This window comes from Arthrobacter sp. R3-55, assembly GCF_054161505.1.
Map to the genome: position 1 here is coordinate 1,942,244 of NZ_CP096423.1, position 16,640 is coordinate 1,958,883.

At 62.0% G+C, this 16,640-nt stretch carries 13 protein-coding genes and 2 tRNA genes; 10 read left to right on the forward strand and 5 right to left on the reverse strand.

The annotated features are described in order from the left end of the window. Window positions 1-38 precede the first annotated feature (38 nt). On the reverse strand, window positions 39-2,600 hold the full coding sequence (gene pepN, locus M1D51_RS09110) for an aminopeptidase N (RefSeq protein ID WP_458109266.1): 2,562 nt from the start codon (window positions 2,598-2,600) through the stop codon (window positions 39-41). Window positions 2,601-2,733: 133 nt separating this feature from the next. On the opposite strand from pepN, the gene M1D51_RS09115 reads away from it, so the two are divergent. From M1D51_RS09115 to M1D51_RS09125, 3 genes are all read left to right on the forward strand, one after another. After that, window positions 2,734-3,738 carry a hypothetical protein gene (locus tag M1D51_RS09115; RefSeq protein ID WP_172325845.1) on the forward strand — a complete coding sequence of 335 codons (1,005 nt, stop codon included), beginning with the start codon at window positions 2,734-2,736 and terminating at the stop codon, window positions 3,736-3,738. Between the two features lie 120 nt (window positions 3,739-3,858). Continuing rightward, window positions 3,859-4,299, forward strand: a complete 441-nt coding sequence (locus tag M1D51_RS09120; RefSeq protein WP_216660184.1) for a ribose-5-phosphate isomerase — start codon at window positions 3,859-3,861, stop codon at window positions 4,297-4,299. Further along, the gene (locus M1D51_RS09125) at window positions 4,299-5,186 is read left to right on the forward strand and encodes an Fpg/Nei family DNA glycosylase (protein ID WP_458109267.1); all 888 of its coding nucleotides are present in this window, start codon (window positions 4,299-4,301) and stop codon (window positions 5,184-5,186) included. Before M1D51_RS09120 ends, M1D51_RS09125 begins: the two co-directional genes overlap by 1 nt. A gap of 45 nt (window positions 5,187-5,231) precedes the next feature. Here M1D51_RS09125 and M1D51_RS09130 read toward each other — a convergent pair. Next, a tRNA-Gly gene (locus M1D51_RS09130) sits at window positions 5,232-5,305 on the reverse strand. A 128-nt stretch (window positions 5,306-5,433) separates the two neighbouring features. Between M1D51_RS09130 and M1D51_RS09135 the strand changes: the two genes are divergently transcribed. From M1D51_RS09135 to M1D51_RS09160, 6 genes are all read left to right on the forward strand, one after another. Continuing rightward, window positions 5,434-5,508: transfer RNA gene (locus M1D51_RS09135), tRNA-Pro, on the forward strand. A gap of 70 nt (window positions 5,509-5,578) precedes the next feature. After that, complete coding sequence (tig, locus tag M1D51_RS09140) at window positions 5,579-6,961, forward strand: trigger factor (protein WP_458109268.1); 1,383 nt, start codon at window positions 5,579-5,581, stop codon at window positions 6,959-6,961. A 239-nt stretch (window positions 6,962-7,200) separates the two neighbouring features. Then, window positions 7,201-7,824 (forward strand): ATP-dependent Clp protease proteolytic subunit, encoded by a 624-nt coding sequence (locus M1D51_RS09145; RefSeq protein WP_458109573.1) that lies wholly within the window; start codon window positions 7,201-7,203, stop codon window positions 7,822-7,824. Between the two features lie 40 nt (window positions 7,825-7,864). Beyond that, window positions 7,865-8,524, forward strand: a complete 660-nt coding sequence (locus tag M1D51_RS09150; protein WP_024816918.1) for an ATP-dependent Clp protease proteolytic subunit — start codon at window positions 7,865-7,867, stop codon at window positions 8,522-8,524. A gap of 182 nt (window positions 8,525-8,706) precedes the next feature. Next, the gene (gene clpX / locus M1D51_RS09155; protein ID WP_172326167.1) at window positions 8,707-9,996 is read left to right on the forward strand and encodes an ATP-dependent Clp protease ATP-binding subunit ClpX; all 1,290 of its coding nucleotides are present in this window, start codon (window positions 8,707-8,709) and stop codon (window positions 9,994-9,996) included. Between the two features lie 79 nt (window positions 9,997-10,075). Further along, complete coding sequence (locus tag M1D51_RS09160; RefSeq protein ID WP_458109269.1) at window positions 10,076-10,705, forward strand: mycothiol-dependent nitroreductase Rv2466c family protein; 630 nt, start codon at window positions 10,076-10,078, stop codon at window positions 10,703-10,705. A 39-nt stretch (window positions 10,706-10,744) separates the two neighbouring features. Here M1D51_RS09160 and M1D51_RS09165 read toward each other — a convergent pair whose 3' ends face one another. Both M1D51_RS09165 and valS read right to left on the reverse strand, forming a co-directional pair. Then, entirely contained in the window at window positions 10,745-11,620 is an 876-nt protein-coding gene (locus tag M1D51_RS09165; RefSeq protein ID WP_458109270.1) for an Fpg/Nei family DNA glycosylase, read from the reverse strand. 338 nt (window positions 11,621-11,958) lie between these two features. Then, window positions 11,959-14,580, reverse strand: coding sequence for a valine--tRNA ligase (gene valS, locus M1D51_RS09170; protein ID WP_458109271.1), 2,622 nt, complete (start codon window positions 14,578-14,580; stop codon window positions 11,959-11,961). 72 nt (window positions 14,581-14,652) lie between these two features. Between valS and M1D51_RS09175 the strand changes: the two genes are divergently transcribed. Continuing rightward, complete coding sequence (locus M1D51_RS09175) at window positions 14,653-15,444, forward strand: SDR family oxidoreductase (RefSeq protein ID WP_172322634.1); 792 nt, start codon at window positions 14,653-14,655, stop codon at window positions 15,442-15,444. On the opposite strand, the gene M1D51_RS09180 is transcribed toward M1D51_RS09175, so the two are convergent. Next, window positions 15,441-16,478, reverse strand: coding sequence for an endonuclease/exonuclease/phosphatase family protein (locus tag M1D51_RS09180; protein WP_458109272.1), 1,038 nt, complete (start codon window positions 16,476-16,478; stop codon window positions 15,441-15,443). The genes M1D51_RS09175 and M1D51_RS09180 overlap by 4 nt on opposite strands. Window positions 16,479-16,640: the final 162 nt, after the last annotated feature.

The window sequence follows — 16,640 nt, forward strand, 5'->3', positions numbered from 1 at the left end:
GCATCAACTGTCCGCAGGGGCATCATGAGGTGACTGGCCTAGACGTCGGCTGCCCGGGCACGCAATGCGCGCGCCACACCGTCACGGTTTTCCAGCATCATCCTGCGCAGGGCCGCGCTATCCTCTGGAAGCTCCGCCAGGAACGTATCCGTGCGGGCCACCGTGGCCTCGGTGGTCAGTTGTGCGGGGTAAAGTCCCACCACGATCTGCTGTGCCAAAGCATGGGTGCGTTCCTTGACGATCCCGGGCACGGCGTCAAAGTATTTTTCAGCGAAAGGCTCCAGCAGGGCAGTGTCCGGGACGCGCATGAACCCGGCCACCGCCGAAGCCTGGAGCGCGTTGGAGAGTTCACCGGTTTCCACGATCGCTTCCCACGCTGCCGCCTTGGCTTCAGGGGTGGGGATGGCTGCCTTCGCCTGGGCGGCGGCATTCTGGCCGTTGGAGGTGTTGTCCCGGTCGAGTTCGGCGTCGATGCGTTCCTGGCCCTGGCGTCCGCCGGCCACCAGTGCGGTCAGCAGTTCCCAGCGCATATCCTGGTCCACCGTGAGGCCTTCCAGTGTTTCGGTTCCGTCCAAAAGGGCTTGGATGCGGTCCAACTGGCCGGCGCTGCGCGCGAGCTGGGTGAAGGATTTGGCAAATTGGAGCTGGGCGTCTGAGCCTGCCTCCACCGAGGAGGCGAGATCCCAGAGCGTGTCAGCTGCTGCGATGGTGGCCTCGGCCTTGTGTTCAGCGGCCACGTAATAGGTCAAGGTGGTGGCGAGCTGGCGAAGCTGGACCAGGATGACCGAGGAGTCTGTTTCGTGGGCAATGTTGGCAAGGACCAAGTCCACGTAGCCGCGTGCCGGGGTTTCGCCGTCCCGCGCCGCATCCCAGGCTGAACCCCACACCAGGGTCCGCGGCAGGCTGGCTGCGAAGTCCTTCAGGTGCGCCTTCGCTGTGGCCAACGAGTGATCGTCCAGGCGGACCTTTGCGTAAGCGAGGTCGTCGTCATTGAGCAAAATCAGGTCCGGCCGTGCCTTGCCAACCAGGGCAGGGACTTCGGTCCGCGGACCATCGACGTCGAGCTCTTCACGGTGGGTGCGTTCGAGCTTCCCGTCACCGGCGAGTGAGTAGAAGCCAACGGCCAGGCGGTGCGGACGGAGGGTGGGCTGTTCCTCGATCGCGGTCTGCAGGATGGCGAATCCGGTAATTGTTCCGTCATTATCAACCCTCAGTTCCGGGGCGAGGGTGTTGACCCCGGCAGTCTCGAGCCAGAGCTTGCCCCACACGTCCAGGTCGCGGCCGCTGGCGGCCTCGAGCTCCACCATGAGGTCCGCGAGCTCCGTGTTTTTCCAGGAGTGCTTGGCGAAGTAGGTGCGGACCCCGGCCATGAACTGCTCAGGACCAACCCAGGCCACCAACTGCCGGAGCACCGAAGCGCCCTTGGCGTAGGTGATGCCGTCGAAGTTAACTTCCACGTCTTCGAGGTTGTTGATCTCGGCAAAGATCGGGTGCGTGGTGGGCAGCTGGTCCTGCTTGTAGGCCCAGGACTTTTCCACGGACGCGAAAGTGGTCCAGGCCCGGTCAAATTCCGTATTCTCCACGGCTGCCAGGTGGGACATGTATTCGGCAAAGGATTCGTTAAGCCAGAGGTCGTTCCACCAGCGCATGGTCACCAAGTCCCCGAACCACATGTGCGCCAGCTCGTGCAGGACTGTGATGGCACGCCGTTCTATCTGGGCGCCGGTGACCTTCCCACGGAAGACGTAGCCTTCCAGGATGGTTACGGCTCCGGCGTTTTCCATTGCCCCGGCGTTGAACTCCGGGACAAACAGTTGATCGTACTTTTCGAACGGGTACGGGCAGTCGAACTGGGCTTCGAAGAACTCAAATCCTTGACGGGTCAGGTCGAAGATGTTGTCCGCATCGAGGTATTGCATGAGGGACTTGCGGGCAAAGACTCCCAGCGGGATGACGCGTCCGTCGGAACTTGTGACCTCGGAGCGGACGGACTGGTACGGTCCGGCGATCAATGCGGTGACATAGGAGGACAGGCGGGGAGTGGGCGCGAATTCCCACACAGAGCGGGCGTCGCCGTCTTCCCCGGCGGGTGCCTGAACAGGAACCGGCGTAGGGGAGTTGGAGATGACATCCCAGTGCGAGGGCGCCGTGACCGTAAACGAGAAGCTTGCTTTGAGGTCGGGCTGCTCGAAAACTGCGAACATGCGCCGCGAGTCCGGAACTTCGAACTGCGTGTAGAGATACACCTCGCCGTCCACGGGGTCAACAAAGCGGTGAAGTCCCTCGCCCGTGTTCATGTACGGAGCGTCGGCGACAACCACGAGTTCGTTCCGGGCGGCCAGGTCCGGAAGCTGGATGCGGACGCCATCCGAGACGTCCGCAGGATCCAGTTCAATGCCGTTCAAGGTCACGCTGTGGACCGCCGAGGTAACCGCGTCGATGAAGGTGGACGATCCCGGTGTCGCAGAAAACTTGACTTCGGTGGTTGAACCGAAGGTTTCCGGCCCCCTGGTCAGGTCCAGGGTGACGTTATACGACTCGACGTTGAGCAGTCGGGCGCGGATCGCGGCTTCGTCGCGCGTGAGGTTCAGGCCTGGCAAGTGGTGCCTCCGGAAGTATTTGGGGTGACCGGCCAATCGCGGCCGGACGATGGTGTGAAGTTATTCTTTCACTCCATTGCTGGAAGGCAAGGACGGTACACCACAGTGTCGTCCCACGGAGTAGCGTTGGATTATGGGATCGTTCCGGGACACTCTCGATTTCCGCGCTTTGAGGTTTGCGATTGCCTTTCCGCTGCTCCTCTCGGTGGGTTTTGTGGTGTGCGCCCAAATGCTCCGCAACGACCTCCCCAACCCGGTGGCCGTCATGTGGAACGCCGACGGCGGCAGTTCGTTCGCGCCCTTCGGCGCCTATGTGGCCGGCGGCGCAGCCCTCATCGCCCTCTGCGGGTGGGCGGTCTTCCTCCAAGCGGTGTCGATTACCAGGCCCGTTGTCATGCGGCGCGTCATGATGGGCCTTGGCCTGACAGTGAGCCTCTTCATCACCACCGTGGTGGCTGCCGGGCTGGTGGGCCAATCGGGGCTGGCGGATGCGCGGGAATCCCATGTGGACCCGATCGTGCTGGCCATGGGCAGCGGCGCGGCCGTGGCCCTGGGCGTTGTCATGATGTTCGCCTTTAAACCCGATCCGCGCTGGACCCGTGAGGACGATGTTGCGCTCCAGGAAGAGCTCACCCTTCTCGCTGACCCTGATTTGGCCCGCGATACGCTCCGCCTGTGGGTGCATGCCCGGAGTTCGGTCTTCATCATGATCATTGTTTCTGCTGTGTTCCCGGCAGCCTTGATAGCGGTGGCCGTTCCCTGGCTCGGAGCCCTGGTGGCAGTCGCTGCCCTGGTGGGCGCGGGATTCCTGTTTGCCCGCGTGCGCGCTGACAGGGGAGGCCTGCAGGTGTTCGCCGGTGGCGTCGTGCGCGTCCTGACCGTCCCCGCCGTGGAGATCGCTGCAGCAGCCCCGATGGACGTCAAAGCCGCTGATTATGGCGGGTGGGGCTGGCGTCACCACGATGACGCCACCGCAATGCTGGTCAGCAGCGGCCCCGCCGTCGTCGTGAGGAAACTGAATGGGGGCAAGGTGGCGCTCAGCGCCGGCTCCCAGGCTTCCGCGGACAAACTCGCGGGCATCCTCAACCGGGCCGCCCGCCGTGCCCGTGATGACGGACAGCCCAACCAGTCCCGGTAGCGGTACCCTAGGTAGCGCATCCCTCATCGCCGCGCCCGGCCCGTCGCCGTCCCGCGCTCCAGAAAGAACGGACTTCCTGTGACTACACCCCGCGTCCACATCGCTACTGACCATGCCGGCATGGAACTGAGTGCCCACCTGGTCAGCCACCTCACGGCCAAGGGTTATGAAGTGGTGGATCACGGACCCAAGGAGTACGACGCCCTGGATGACTATCCCTCGTTCTGCATCAATGCAGGCCTGGCCGTTGTGGCGGACCAGAAGGCCGGGGTCCATGCACTGGGGATAGTGCTGGGCGGCTCGGGTAACGGGGAGCAAATCGCCGCGAACAAGGTTAACGGCGTGCGCGCTGCGCTTGCCTGGAACCTGTCCACGGCCAAGCTGGCCCGCGAACACAACGACGCCAACGTCGTGGCAGTGGGCGGTCGTCAGCACTCGGTCGAAGAAGCCACCGAACTGATTGAGGCCTTCTTGCAGGAACCGTTCAGCAATGACGAGCGCCATGTGCGTCGCATCGGAAAAATCGCGGTGTACGAAAACACCGGCGAAATCGTCGAGTAGTGCCGGAAGGGCATTCGGTCCATAGGCTTGCCCGCCAATTCCAGGATGTTTTTGGGGGCAGGCGCCTGGGCGTATCCAGCCCGCAGGGCCGGTTCGCCGCAGGCGCTGAGCTCCTGGACGGGCACACCATGGTTGAGGCAAACGCTCACGGCAAGCAGCTTTTCCTCAAGTTCGACCATGAGCTCTTCCTTCACGTGCACCTGGGTCTTTACGGTGCCTGGAGCTTTGGCGGTGACGGTTCCTTTACGGGCGCCTCCAGCATTGGCGCGCCGCGCCGTATCGGCGAACGGGAGACGGGCCCATCTTCAGACGAGGACACCTACACCGGTCCGCCGGCTCCTGTGGGTGCAGTCCGTGTCCGTTTGGTCTCGGAGCACGGCTGGGCGGATCTCCGCGGCGCTACGACCTGTGCTGCCATCACGCCGGCAGAAGCAGCAGTGGTCATGGATCGCCTGGGGCCGGACCCGCTGCACAACCGGCCGGGTGACCGCGAAGAGTTCATTCGACGTCTGCGCCGCCGGAAAACGGCGGTGGCGCTTTTGTTGATGGATCAGTCGGTCCTGGCAGGGGTGGGCAACATATATCGCGCGGAGGTGCTGTTCCGGCAGGCAGTGGATCCCTGGACGCCGGGTACCGGTATTGATGCCGAAACCGCGGGTCGTCTCTGGGATGACACCGTCAGTACCATGTCCGACGGCGTCCGCGACGGACGGATTGTTACGACGCCCTCCACGCTGTGGACAGGAGGCGGCCCCGTAGCGCCCGACGCCGATGCCCACTTTGTCTACAAGCGGGACGGGCTGCCCTGCCGGGCCTGCGGGACTCTTGTGGGCACCACGGAAATTGGAGCGCGCAAGCTCTATTGGTGTCCTGGCTGCCAGGTGTAGCAGCAACAAAAAACGCCCCGATCCGAGGATCGGGGCGTTTTCCCTTGGAGGGGACGACGGGAATCGAACCCGCGTAATCAGTTTGGAAGACTGAGGCTTTACCATTAAGCTACGTCCCCAGGACGGATATCCATGTTCAGGACATCTTCCCGGTGGCTGTTCAAGCCGGGTACAACTAAACCTAATTCCGGCGGCGGTGTCAAATGTGCATTCCTGGCCCGCTTGCCCGTAGACTGTCCTGTGCATTCGGGGTGTAGCTCAGCTTGGCTAGAGCGCCTGCTTTGGGAGCAGGAAGTCGCAGGTTCAAATCCTGTCACCCCGACTCTGTGTTTTGTGTCCGCCTCAGGGACGCGACAGAACCCCATACCCACAAAATCAGGAGTACTTAGACTGTGAAGAGCGCTGTCGAGAACCTCACCGCAACGCGGGTCAAGCTCAACGTTGAGGTTCCCTTTGAGGAACTGAAGCCGAGCATCGATGCCGCGTACAAGACCGTTGCTTCGCAGATCCAGGTCCCCGGATTCCGCAAGGGCAAGGTTCCCACCAAGCTGATCGACCAGCGCGTTGGCCGCGGCTACGTCCTGGAGACGGCCATCAACGATGGCCTCAACGGCTGGTACCAGGCTGCAGTTCAGGAAACGGGCGTTCGCCCCCTGAGCCGTCCCGAGGTTGAAATCACCGAGGTCCCGGACCCCACGTCAACCGATGGTGAGCTCAAGTTCCAGGTGGAGATCGATGTCCGCCCCGAGATCGAGCTCCCGGACTACGCCGGCATCAAGGTCGAGGTCGCTGCAGCAGAGTCCTCCGACGCTGACGTTGAGAAGTCCCTCGACGAACTGCGTGGCCGCTTCGGCACGCTGAAGTCCGTTGAGCGTCCCGCCAAGAACGATGACTTCCTTACCATCGACATCACCGCCACCATCGACGGCGAAGAAATCGACTCAGCAGCAGGCCTTTCCTACCAGGTTGGCGCCGGCACCATGCTTGAAGGCCTCGACGAAGCCGTGACAGGCCTCTCCGCGGACGAGGAAGCAATCTTCGACACCACCCTGGTGGGCGGTGACCACGCCGGTGAGTCCGCTCAGGTGAAGGTTGTTGTCAAGGCCGTCAAGGAGCGCGAGCTCCCCGAGGCCAACGATGACTTTGCGCAGCTGGCCTCCGAGTTCGACACCCTTGCTGAGCTCCGTGAGGACCTCGCCAAGCAGGCTGCCGACTCCAAGGTCGTTGAGCAGGGTGTTGAAGCCCGCGACAAGGTCCTGGACAAGCTCGTTGAGCTCGTAGAGGTTCCCGTTCCGGATTCCGTGGTCGAAGAGCAGATCGAAGCTCACTTCAACCCGGAGAACGCCCACGGCGAAGGTGACCATGACACCGAGGAGCACCGCGCCGAGGTCAAGGCCAACACCGAGCGTGCGTTCCAGAACGAGATCATCCTTGACGCCATCGCGGACAAGGAAGAAGTGGATGTCAGCCAGAACGAGCTGATCGACTACATCGTCACCACCGCAAGCCAGTACGGCATGGACCCCAACCAGTTCGCCCAGATCATTGATCAGAGCGGCCAGGTTCCCATGATGGTTTCCGAGGTCCGCCGCCGCAAGGCGCTGGCAGTTGTGCTCGGCCAGGCAGAGGTTGTCGACTCCGAGGGCAACAAGGTTGACCTCACCGACTTCGTTCGTCCTGCCGGTGAAGCAGCAGCCGAAGAGGCCGCCGCTGTCGAGGCACCTGAGGAAACAGATGCTGCAGCAAGCGATGACCCCGCAGCAGTGAAGTTCTAATAGCAGCAGTGAAGTTCTAGCAGCTGCTTCAACCGGCCCCGGATCTCTTGATCCGGGGCCGGTTTGCTTTAAGGCCGAACATGGGCGCTCTTCGCAGACGTGCGCCGTCAGCGAACAGCGCGATTCCGGCGAACAAATCGCCCCGGAAAACGGTTAGTGTCCAAGTAGTGAAGTTCAGTGAGGTCACTGGCACCAGCGAGAGGTAAGTACTTATGTCACAGCAATCAGAGGCTCCCCGGATGGCAACTGTCGATCCCGCAGCCCAGGACAACTACATCTACAACCGCCTGCTGAAAGAGCGCATTATCTGGCTCGGCTCTGAAGTCCGTGACGAGAACGCCAACGCCATCTGCTCCCAGCTCCTCCTCCTCTCGGCTGAAGACCCGGAGAAGGACATCTACCTTTACATCAACTCCCCGGGTGGTTCGGTGACGGCCGGCATGGCCATCTACGACACCATGCAGTTCATCCCGAACGACGTCGTCACCGTCGCAACGGGCCTGGCTGCCTCCATGGGTCAGTTCCTCCTTTCGTCCGGCACCAAGGGCAAGCGCTATGCAACCCCCAATGCCCGCATCCTGATGCACCAGCCTTCCGGCGGCATCGGTGGCACTGCCTCGGACATCAAGATCCAGGCAGAACTGATCCTGCACATGAAGAAGGTCATGGCGGAACTCACGGCGGAGCAGACCGGTCAGTCCGTGGAGACCATCCTCAAGGACAACGACCGCGACAAGTGGTTCACGGCCACCGAGGCGCTGGAATACGGCTTCTTCGACAAGATCTCGGCTCACGCCGGTTCTGTTGCCGGCGGCGGCGGAACGGCCAACCAGTCGGGCGCCGAGTCGAACTCCGAAAACTAACCGGCACAAAGAACCACTGAAAACCCCAGGAGTAAAGAACATGAACTACAACTTCGGATGGTCTGCCGGTAATCTCCCGTCCAGCCGTTACGTCCTGCCCCAGTTCGAAGAGCGCACGCCCTACGGCTTCAAGCGCCAGGACCCGTACACCAAGCTGTTCGAGGACCGCATCATCTTCCTCGGCGTCCAGGTTGATGACGCTTCCGCCGACGACATCATGGCCCAGCTGCTGGTCCTCGAGTCGACGGACCCGGACCGCGACATCACCCTGTACATCAACTCGCCGGGTGGTTCGTTCACGGCCATGACGGCCATCTACGACACCATGCAGTACATCCGTCCGGAAATCCAGACGGTATGCCTGGGCCAGGCTGCCAGTGCAGCTGCAGTCCTGCTTGCTGCAGGTACCCCGGGCAAGCGACTGGCACTTCCCAATGCCCGTGTCCTGATCCACCAGCCGGCTCTCTCCGGTGGCCAGGGCGGACAGGCTTCGGACCTTGAAATCCAGGCTGCGGAAGTCATGCGCATGCGTACCTGGCTTGAGGACACGCTGGCACACCACTCCGGCCGAACGTCCGAGCAAGTCAACAATGACATCGAGCGTGACAAGATCCTGACGGCTGCTGATGCCTTGAGCTACGGCCTGATCGATCAGGTTCTTGACTCCCGGAAGATCAAGCCGCAGGCAATCACCCGGTAGCACACGGAATTCGACGCCGGTGCGGTTCGCGAAATATGGACCGCACCGGCGTTCTGTTTCCACCCAAGCTGCCCATTGTGACCTAGAGTGGATGTTGTCACGGTGGTGCCGGCCGCGGCTTGGCCGCACACTTGAGTACGGCGCGGAGCCGCATCACCCGCTTGCAACGAAGGGATTCCCACATGGCTCGGATTGGCGAGAGCACGGATCTGCTGAAGTGTTCTTTCTGCGGAAAGAGCCAGAAGCAGGTGCGGAAGCTGATTGCCGGGCCCGGTGTCTACATCTGCGATGAATGCATCGAGCTGTGCAACGAGATCATTGAAGAGGAACTGGCTGAAGTTTCCGATCTCGGCAGTTTTGAGCTGCCCAAGCCCCGTGAGATCTTCGACTTCCTGCAGGAATACGTCATCGGTCAGGAACCGGCCAAGCGGTCGTTGGCCGTGGCTGTGTACAACCACTACAAGCGCATCCAGGCGGGCCACGCACCCAAGACCGGCAGCCTTGGTGAGGGATCGCATCACGAGGATGTGGAGATAGCCAAGTCCAACATCCTGCTCATCGGCCCCACCGGTTGTGGCAAGACGTACCTGGCCCAAACCTTGGCCCGCCGGCTGAATGTTCCCTTTGCCGTAGCAGATGCCACCGCGCTGACGGAAGCCGGCTACGTGGGTGAGGACGTGGAGAATATCCTCCTCAAGCTCATCCAGGCCGCGGATTATGACGTCAAGAAGGCCGAGCAGGGAATCATCTACATTGATGAGATTGACAAGATTTCCCGCAAGAGCGAGAACCCGTCCATCACCCGCGACGTCTCCGGTGAAGGCGTGCAGCAGGCACTCCTGAAGATTCTTGAGGGGACGGTGGCATCGGTACCCCCGCAGGGCGGCCGCAAGCACCCCCACCAGGAATTCATCCAGATCGATACCACCAACGTGCTCTTCATTGTGGCAGGCGCCTTTGCGGGCCTTGAAGACATCATTGGTTCACGGTCGGGCCGTAAGGGTATTGGTTTCGGTGCTCCGCTGAACGAGGCCCGGGACAATGTTGATACCTATGGGGAGGTCATGCCGGAGGACCTGCTGAAGTTCGGTCTGATCCCGGAATTCATCGGACGCCTCCCGGTAATCACCACGGTCTCGAACCTGGATCGCCCGGCGCTGATCCAAATCCTCTCCACACCGAAGAACGCACTGGTGAAGCAGTACCAGAAGATGTTCCAGTTGGATGGCGTTGAACTTCAGTTCGACGACGACGCCTTGGATTCCATTGCGGATCAGGCACTGGAACGTGGCACGGGTGCCCGTGGTCTCCGGGCCATCATGGAAGAGGTACTGCTTCCTGTGATGTTCGATCTCCCCAGCCGGGACGACATCGCTACCGTAGTAATCACTGCCGACGTCGTGGCAAAGAAAGCACAGCCCACCATGATTGCCCACGACGTCGTCGCCAAGCGCCGGAATAAGTCGGCTTAGCCTCCTGTTGGCCTAGACAAGACGTGGTTCCAAGGGGACCGTCGTCATGCCACTTTTACACCTTTCAGAGGAGTTTCCCGTGTCTGAAAAGACTGCGCCCGAAAAGACCGTCAACAAGGCCGACTTCTGGTTTGACCCTGTCTGCCCGTTCGCGTGGATCACATCGCGCTGGATCGGCGAGGTGGAGGAGGTTCGTGGCATCGAGACAGAATGGCACGTCATGAGCCTCTCAGTACTGAATGAGGGCCGGGACCTTCCCGAGGACTACCGGGCCATGATGGACGATAGCTGGGGCCCGGTCCGGGTGATCATCGCCGCCCAGGAACTCCACGGCAGCAGCTACGTCAAACCGTTGTATGACGCCATGGGGGAGCAAATCCACCACGAGGGCAATAAGGACCGCGCTTCGGTCATCCAGAAGGCCCTCGCCGAGGTAGGACTGCCGGCCGATCTGGCGCGCTTCGCCACCTCAGATGAATACGATGCCCAGCTGCGTTCAAGCCACGAGGCCGGCATTTCCCTGGTGGGCCAAGACGTCGGAACTCCCGTCGTAGCTGTCAACGGCACGGCGTTTTTCGGTCCGGTCCTTACCCGGATCCCTCGTGGCGAGGACGCGGGAAAGCTCTGGGACGCCACCGTTACTTTGGCCGCATACCCCCATTTCTTTGAGCTCAAGCGCAGCCGCACGGAAAGCCCTGAATTCAACTAGCTGGAATCAACCGGCCAAGCGCTGCTTCAAGAACAGGCGTTACTTCAGAAAACGGGAAGTACGCCGGTCAGCCAGTATTTTTCCGCCGGTCTGACAGGTAGCACAGTACTGCAGGGAGGTGTCCGCAAAGGACACCTCCCGAACTGTATCCCCACACACCGGGCAAGGAAGGCCGGTGCGTGCGTGCACCCTGAAGTTGCTGCGTTTGGTGTCCTTGAGTTCGCTGGAGGGCTTCCCGGCCGCCGCATTAACAGCTCCTACCAGGATCTCCTGCATGGCCTGGTAGAGCCGCTCCACCGTCGCTTGGTCCAATGACTTGGCAATAGCGAACGGAGATATCTTCGCCGCGTGAAGGATTTCGTCGCTGTAGGCGTTGCCTATACCGGCAATGACGCTTTGGCTTCGAAGCAGTCCCTTGACCTGCTGGGAACTGGAACCAAGGATTTCGGCCAGGGCGTCCAGGTCGAAGTCGGGGCTGAGCGGTTCCGGCCCCAAGGAAGCTATTCCCGGTACGTCGCGGGGATCCCTCACCACGTAGATGGCCAGGCTCTTCTTGGTACCCGCTTCCGTCAGATCAACGCCTATATGGGCCTCGTCTGCCGGGCGGTGCAGCAACAGTCGTGCAGAGATATTGCTTTTGCCCATGCGCAGCCCGGCGGAGGAGGGGTGTTCGGTGTACCGGACCCAGCCTGCCTTGGCCAGATGGAAGACGAAGAACAGTCCATCAACATCCACGCAGACAAACTTCCCAAGACGCTGCACACCTTGCACGGTCCGGCCTTCGAGGGTGCTGTATGGCGGATCAGCGGTCTTCAGTGCGGAGAAGGAATTGATGCGGACCTCGTCGAGCACGGCACCGCGGAGTTGGGTATCCAGATACATGCACAGGCCGTGCACTTCGGGGAGTTCCGGCATGGTCAATACTCTGCCACAGGTAGCCCTTAACGTGCAGGAAAACTACAGGTTTGTAGTTCTTCCAGGGCTCTTGTGCATTGCTCTCAGCGGGACAACAATAGTTCTTACCCACTTCGAAAGAAGAGGGACACGGAAACCAAAGATTCAGTGATTGCAACCAACGCAGCCTTTGGCAAAGTTGGAAGCAGGCTACCAGTGATGAGGTAGGAAGACCTGAAATTCCAAGGATTCCGCCAGACTGTCAAGACATCACCAGACAGCCGAAAAGTCGAAGCCCCACCAACGGCAAAACGCTGATGGGGCTTCCCCTTTGCCCAAAAACGGGCGGCTGCTGATCGTTATGACGCGGATGTCTCTTCGGCCTGCGCCAGGACGACGTCGGTGACGGTTAGATCGCCCTCGCCGGACTGCAGTGTGATCTCCTGTGCGTTGGCTGCCGCCTTCAGGTCACCGAGGCCGGCCTTCAACTGCGCTACCAGGACTTCGGAAGCGGTGATGGATGCCGAGAGGACCTCGGTGCGTTGCTTGACCTTGGCCTCGGACTTCGCCTTCCGGATGCCGCTGAGCGCGATGCCCACAGTACCCAGCATGGTGGTGTCGCCGTCGGTGATTTCAAGGGCGGCGGGCCACTCGGCACGGTGGACCGATCCTGTGCGCCACCAGCCCCAGACTTCTTCGGTGGCGAAAGGCAGGAAGGGAGCAAAGAGGCGCAGGAGCGAGTCCAGGGTTGTCGCCAGTGCTGCCAGCACAGAAGCCTGCTCGGTCTCACCGGCGGCACCGTAGGCGCGGTCCTTGATGAGCTCGACGTAATCGTCCGTGAACTGCCAGAAGAAGGACTCCGTGATCTGGAGTGCCCGGGCGTAATCGTAGTTTTCGAACGCCTTGGTGGACTGGGCAACGACGTCCGAGAGCTGCGCCAGCAGTGCACGGTCCAGCGGGTTGGTGAGCACGGAGAGGTCACCGGACACCACGGAATTCTCCGTGGCACCGAGGTTCAGCACAAACTTTGAGGCGTTCAGCAGCTTAATTGCCAAGCGGCGGCCGATCTTCATCTGCGCGATTTCGTAGGCAGTGTCCGCACCAAGCTTGGCTGACGCTGCCCAGTAGCGGACGGCGTCTGAACCGAACTCCTTCAGCACATCCGTGGGCACCACAACGTTGCCCTTGGACTTGGACATCTTTTTCCGGTCCGGGTCCAGGATCCAGCCGGAGATGGCCGCGTGCTTCCACGGGGCGTTCTTCTGCAGGGCGTCAGCCCGGACGGCAGAGGAGAACAGCCAGGTGCGGATGATGTCGTGACCCTGCGGACGGAGGTCGAAGGGGTAGACCTTGGCGAACAGGTCCTCGTCGCGGCTCCAGCCACCCACAATCTGCGGCGTGAGCGAGGACGTGGCCCAAGTGTCCAGGACGTCGGCGTCACCGGTGAAGCCGTTGGGCTGGTCACGCTGCGCTTCTTCGAACCCGGGAGCAGCGTCCGCGGCGGGGTCCACGGGCAGCATCCCGTCCGACGGCAGGATGGGGTGGTCGTAGTCAGGGTTGCCCTGGGAATCCAGCGGGTACCAGACGGGGATGGGCACGCCGAAGAAGCGCTGGCGGGATACGAGCCAGTCACCGTTCAGGCCGGCAATCCAGTTCTCGTAACGCGAGCGCATGAAGGCCGGGTGGAAGGTGATCTCCTGTCCACGGCCGATGAGTCGTTCGCGGCGTTCCTCGTCGCGGCCACCGTTACGGATGTACCACTGACGGGAGGTAACAACCTCAAGGGGCTTGTCACCCTTCTCGAAGAAGTTCACCGGGTGGGTGATCTTCTTCGGTTCGCCGTCCAGCAAGTCTGCTGCCTTGAGCAACTCAACAACGGCTTCCTTGGCGGAGAACGCGGTCTTGCCGGCGATCGCGGCGTAGGCTTCCTTGCCGGCATCGGTGGTGATCCACTCAGGCGTCTCAGCAATGATGCGGCCGTCGCGGCCCATGATGGCCCGGGTTGGCAGCTGCAATTCGCGCCACCAAGTGACGTCGGTCAGGTCACCGAAGGTACACACCATGGCAATGCCGGAGCCCTTATCCGCTTTGGCGAGGGGATGTGCCTTGACTTCGAGCTCCACGTCGAACAGCGGGGACTTCACGGTTTTGCCGAACAGCGGCTGGTACCGTTCGTCGTCGGGGTTGGCCACCAAGGCCGCGCAGGCAGCCAGCAGTTCCGGGCGGGTGGTCTCGATGTAGATCTTCTCGCCGTTTTCAGTGAAGAAGGGGTAGCGGTAGTAAGCGCCGGCAACCTCGCGGTCTTCAAGTTCAGCCTGCGCAACAGCCGTGCGGAACGTCACGTCCCAGAGCGTCGGAGCTTCGGCCATGTAGGCGTCACCGGCGGAGAGGTTCGCCAGGAAGGCGCGCTGGGACACGGCCCGGGAGGTGTCATCGATGGTGCGGTAGGTCAGGTCCCAGTCCACGGACAAGCCAAGGGTCTGGAACAGGTTCTCGAAGACTTTCTCGTCCTCAACGGCGAGTTCTTCACACAGTTCGATGAAGTTCTGGCGCGAAACGACGTCGAAATCGCGCTGGTTCTTGGCAGGCTGTGCCGGGGGTGTGTAGTCGGCCTGGTAAGGGATGGCGGGATCGCAGCGCACACCGTAGTAGTTCTGGACCCGGCGCTCGGTGGGCAGGCCGTTGTCATCCCAACCCATGGGGTAGAAGACGTTCTTGCCGGTCATGCGCATGTAGCGGGCCTGGACGTCAGTCTGGGTGAAGGAGAACATGTGGCCCACGTGCAGCGAGCCGGATGCCGTGGGCGGGGGAGTGTCGATCGAGTAGACCTGCTCCCGGGTGGTGTCCGGGTTGAACTTATAGGTTCCTTCGCTAAGCCAGCGCTGCGTGAGGGCAGCCTCGAGGCCTTCAAGGGCCGGCTTGTCGGGAACGTTGATGGGGGCGGTGGCGGGCGTGTCTGTACCCTGCGTTGATTCAGCCATGGATCAATTGTTTCATGGCCTGGCGTTACCGCCCGCCGCGGATGGGCGGGGCGCCCCGGATAAGGTGGTGCCATGACTTTGGCAGCGCAGAGCACTCCTTCAGGACAGAATCCCGAAAACAACAAGACGGCGGTCGTCACTGGTGCCAGCACTGGCATCGGTGAGGCCACGGTGAAGGCGCTTGTTGCCGCAGGCTGGACGGTTTTTGCCGTGGCCCGCCGGGCCGACAGGCTCCAAGCCCTGGCTGCCGGGACCGGTGCCGTGCCCTTCCCGGCTGACATCACCGAGGACGACGACGTCGCCGCCTTGCTCGCGGCCGTCACCGACGCCGGGGGTGCCGGCACGCTCATCAACATCGCCGGCGGGGCTCGGGGCGCGGACACCATCGCCAACGCCGACACCGGGGATTGGGACTGGATGTACCGGGTCAACGTCCTGGGCACCATGAAGATCACCAGGGCCTTCCTGCCCATGCTGCGGGAGAACGGTGAGGGGACGGTCCTGAACCTGACGTCGACGGCCGGGCTCTCTGCCTATGAGGGCGGGGCCGGGTACAACGCCGCCAAGTTCGCCCAGCACGCCATGACCAACGCCCTCCGGTTGGAAGAGGTGGGCAACAACGTCCGGGTCATCGAGATCGCTCCAGGGCTGGTGCACACGGAGGAATTCGCACTGAACCGGCTGGGCGACAAAGACGCCGCTGCCAAGGTTTATGCAGGAGTGGAGAAGCCGCTGACTGCCGAGGACGTGGCGGGCGTGGTGGCGTATTCAGTGTCGTTGCCCCACCACATCAACCTCGATCAGATAGTGATCCGGCCCGTGGCGCAGGCCGCAAACCACAAGTTGATCCGCAAGGAAAGCTAGCCTGCCGGGATGACCAGTGTGGCCATGATGGCGGCATGGTCGGTGCCAGGAACCTTATGGACTGCGTAACCGCTGCTGTTGATCCGGGGCGTCGTGACCATGTGGTCGATGACAATGCCCGGGAGAGGCAGCCCCTCCATTGGCCACGTGGGGGAGAGCCGCCCACCTGAGGCTATGCCGACGTCGACGAGTTTTTTGCCGTCCTGGCCCGCCGGTGCGGTATCGAGCACTGCCCTGAACTCATGGTGATCGAAGGTGGCGTTGTAATCGCCCACCAGCAGGTGGTGGCCCGGCCTGGATGCCTGCCGGGCCACCTTTTCCAGATCACTGCGCCACTGCCCGATCCTGTCATCAACAGGTGGAAGGGCATGGACATTGGTCAGGTTCAACGTAGCTGCTGCGCCGGAACCGGACACCAGGACCCGGGTTACGTCCATTCGGAATGGAGTGTCGGGCAGAAGGCCCACGGCCTCAAGGGGGAACACCGAATACACCGCACCACCGGACGCGTCATCGTTGGGGTGGCTGAGGCGGTTCGGCAGCACATCATCCATGCCTTCGGCACTGAGTGCGTCTTCGAGCCGCTGCGTATGCTCCTGAAGTGTCAGCAATTGGATGCCGTGATCGCGGACCAATTGCACTATGGTTCCCGCGTCCGCTTCCCCGTACTCGGAATTGAGGCTCATGACTTTCAGCGAAACCGTAGCTGTTCCCTCCTGCAACGTTTCCGCTTTACCCGCGTCCAGTGGAAACAGCCACAGCAATTGCAGGGCCAGCAAGGCCGTCGTCGTGATGATCACCCACAGGCGACGTCCCACCACGGCAAGCACCAAGGCAAGCGCCGCAGGCAGTACCACCCACGGGGTAAAGGACAGCAGTTGGACCACCAGGAGAGGCCACTCAATCGGCACTGCCCGGAATATCGACACGGCGGCCACGGGCAGCGAGACCACGATGGCCAGGACTGACCAGGCAGTGGATGCCGGCCGCCGGGGTGGCCGGCTTGCCGGAAGGGCAGGAGCGGGAAGGGTCATGGGGTCGAGTCTATGTAACCGCCGTAGTGCCGGACTCCGCCCACGGGATGAACTCCCGGGTAGAGCAAGACGGTGCGCTGACGCTAGACTTGGAAGACCAGCTTTGACCCGGCCATCACCGGTGAGCTTCCGGAAGAACAGCACTGATCGCCTTTACCCGTG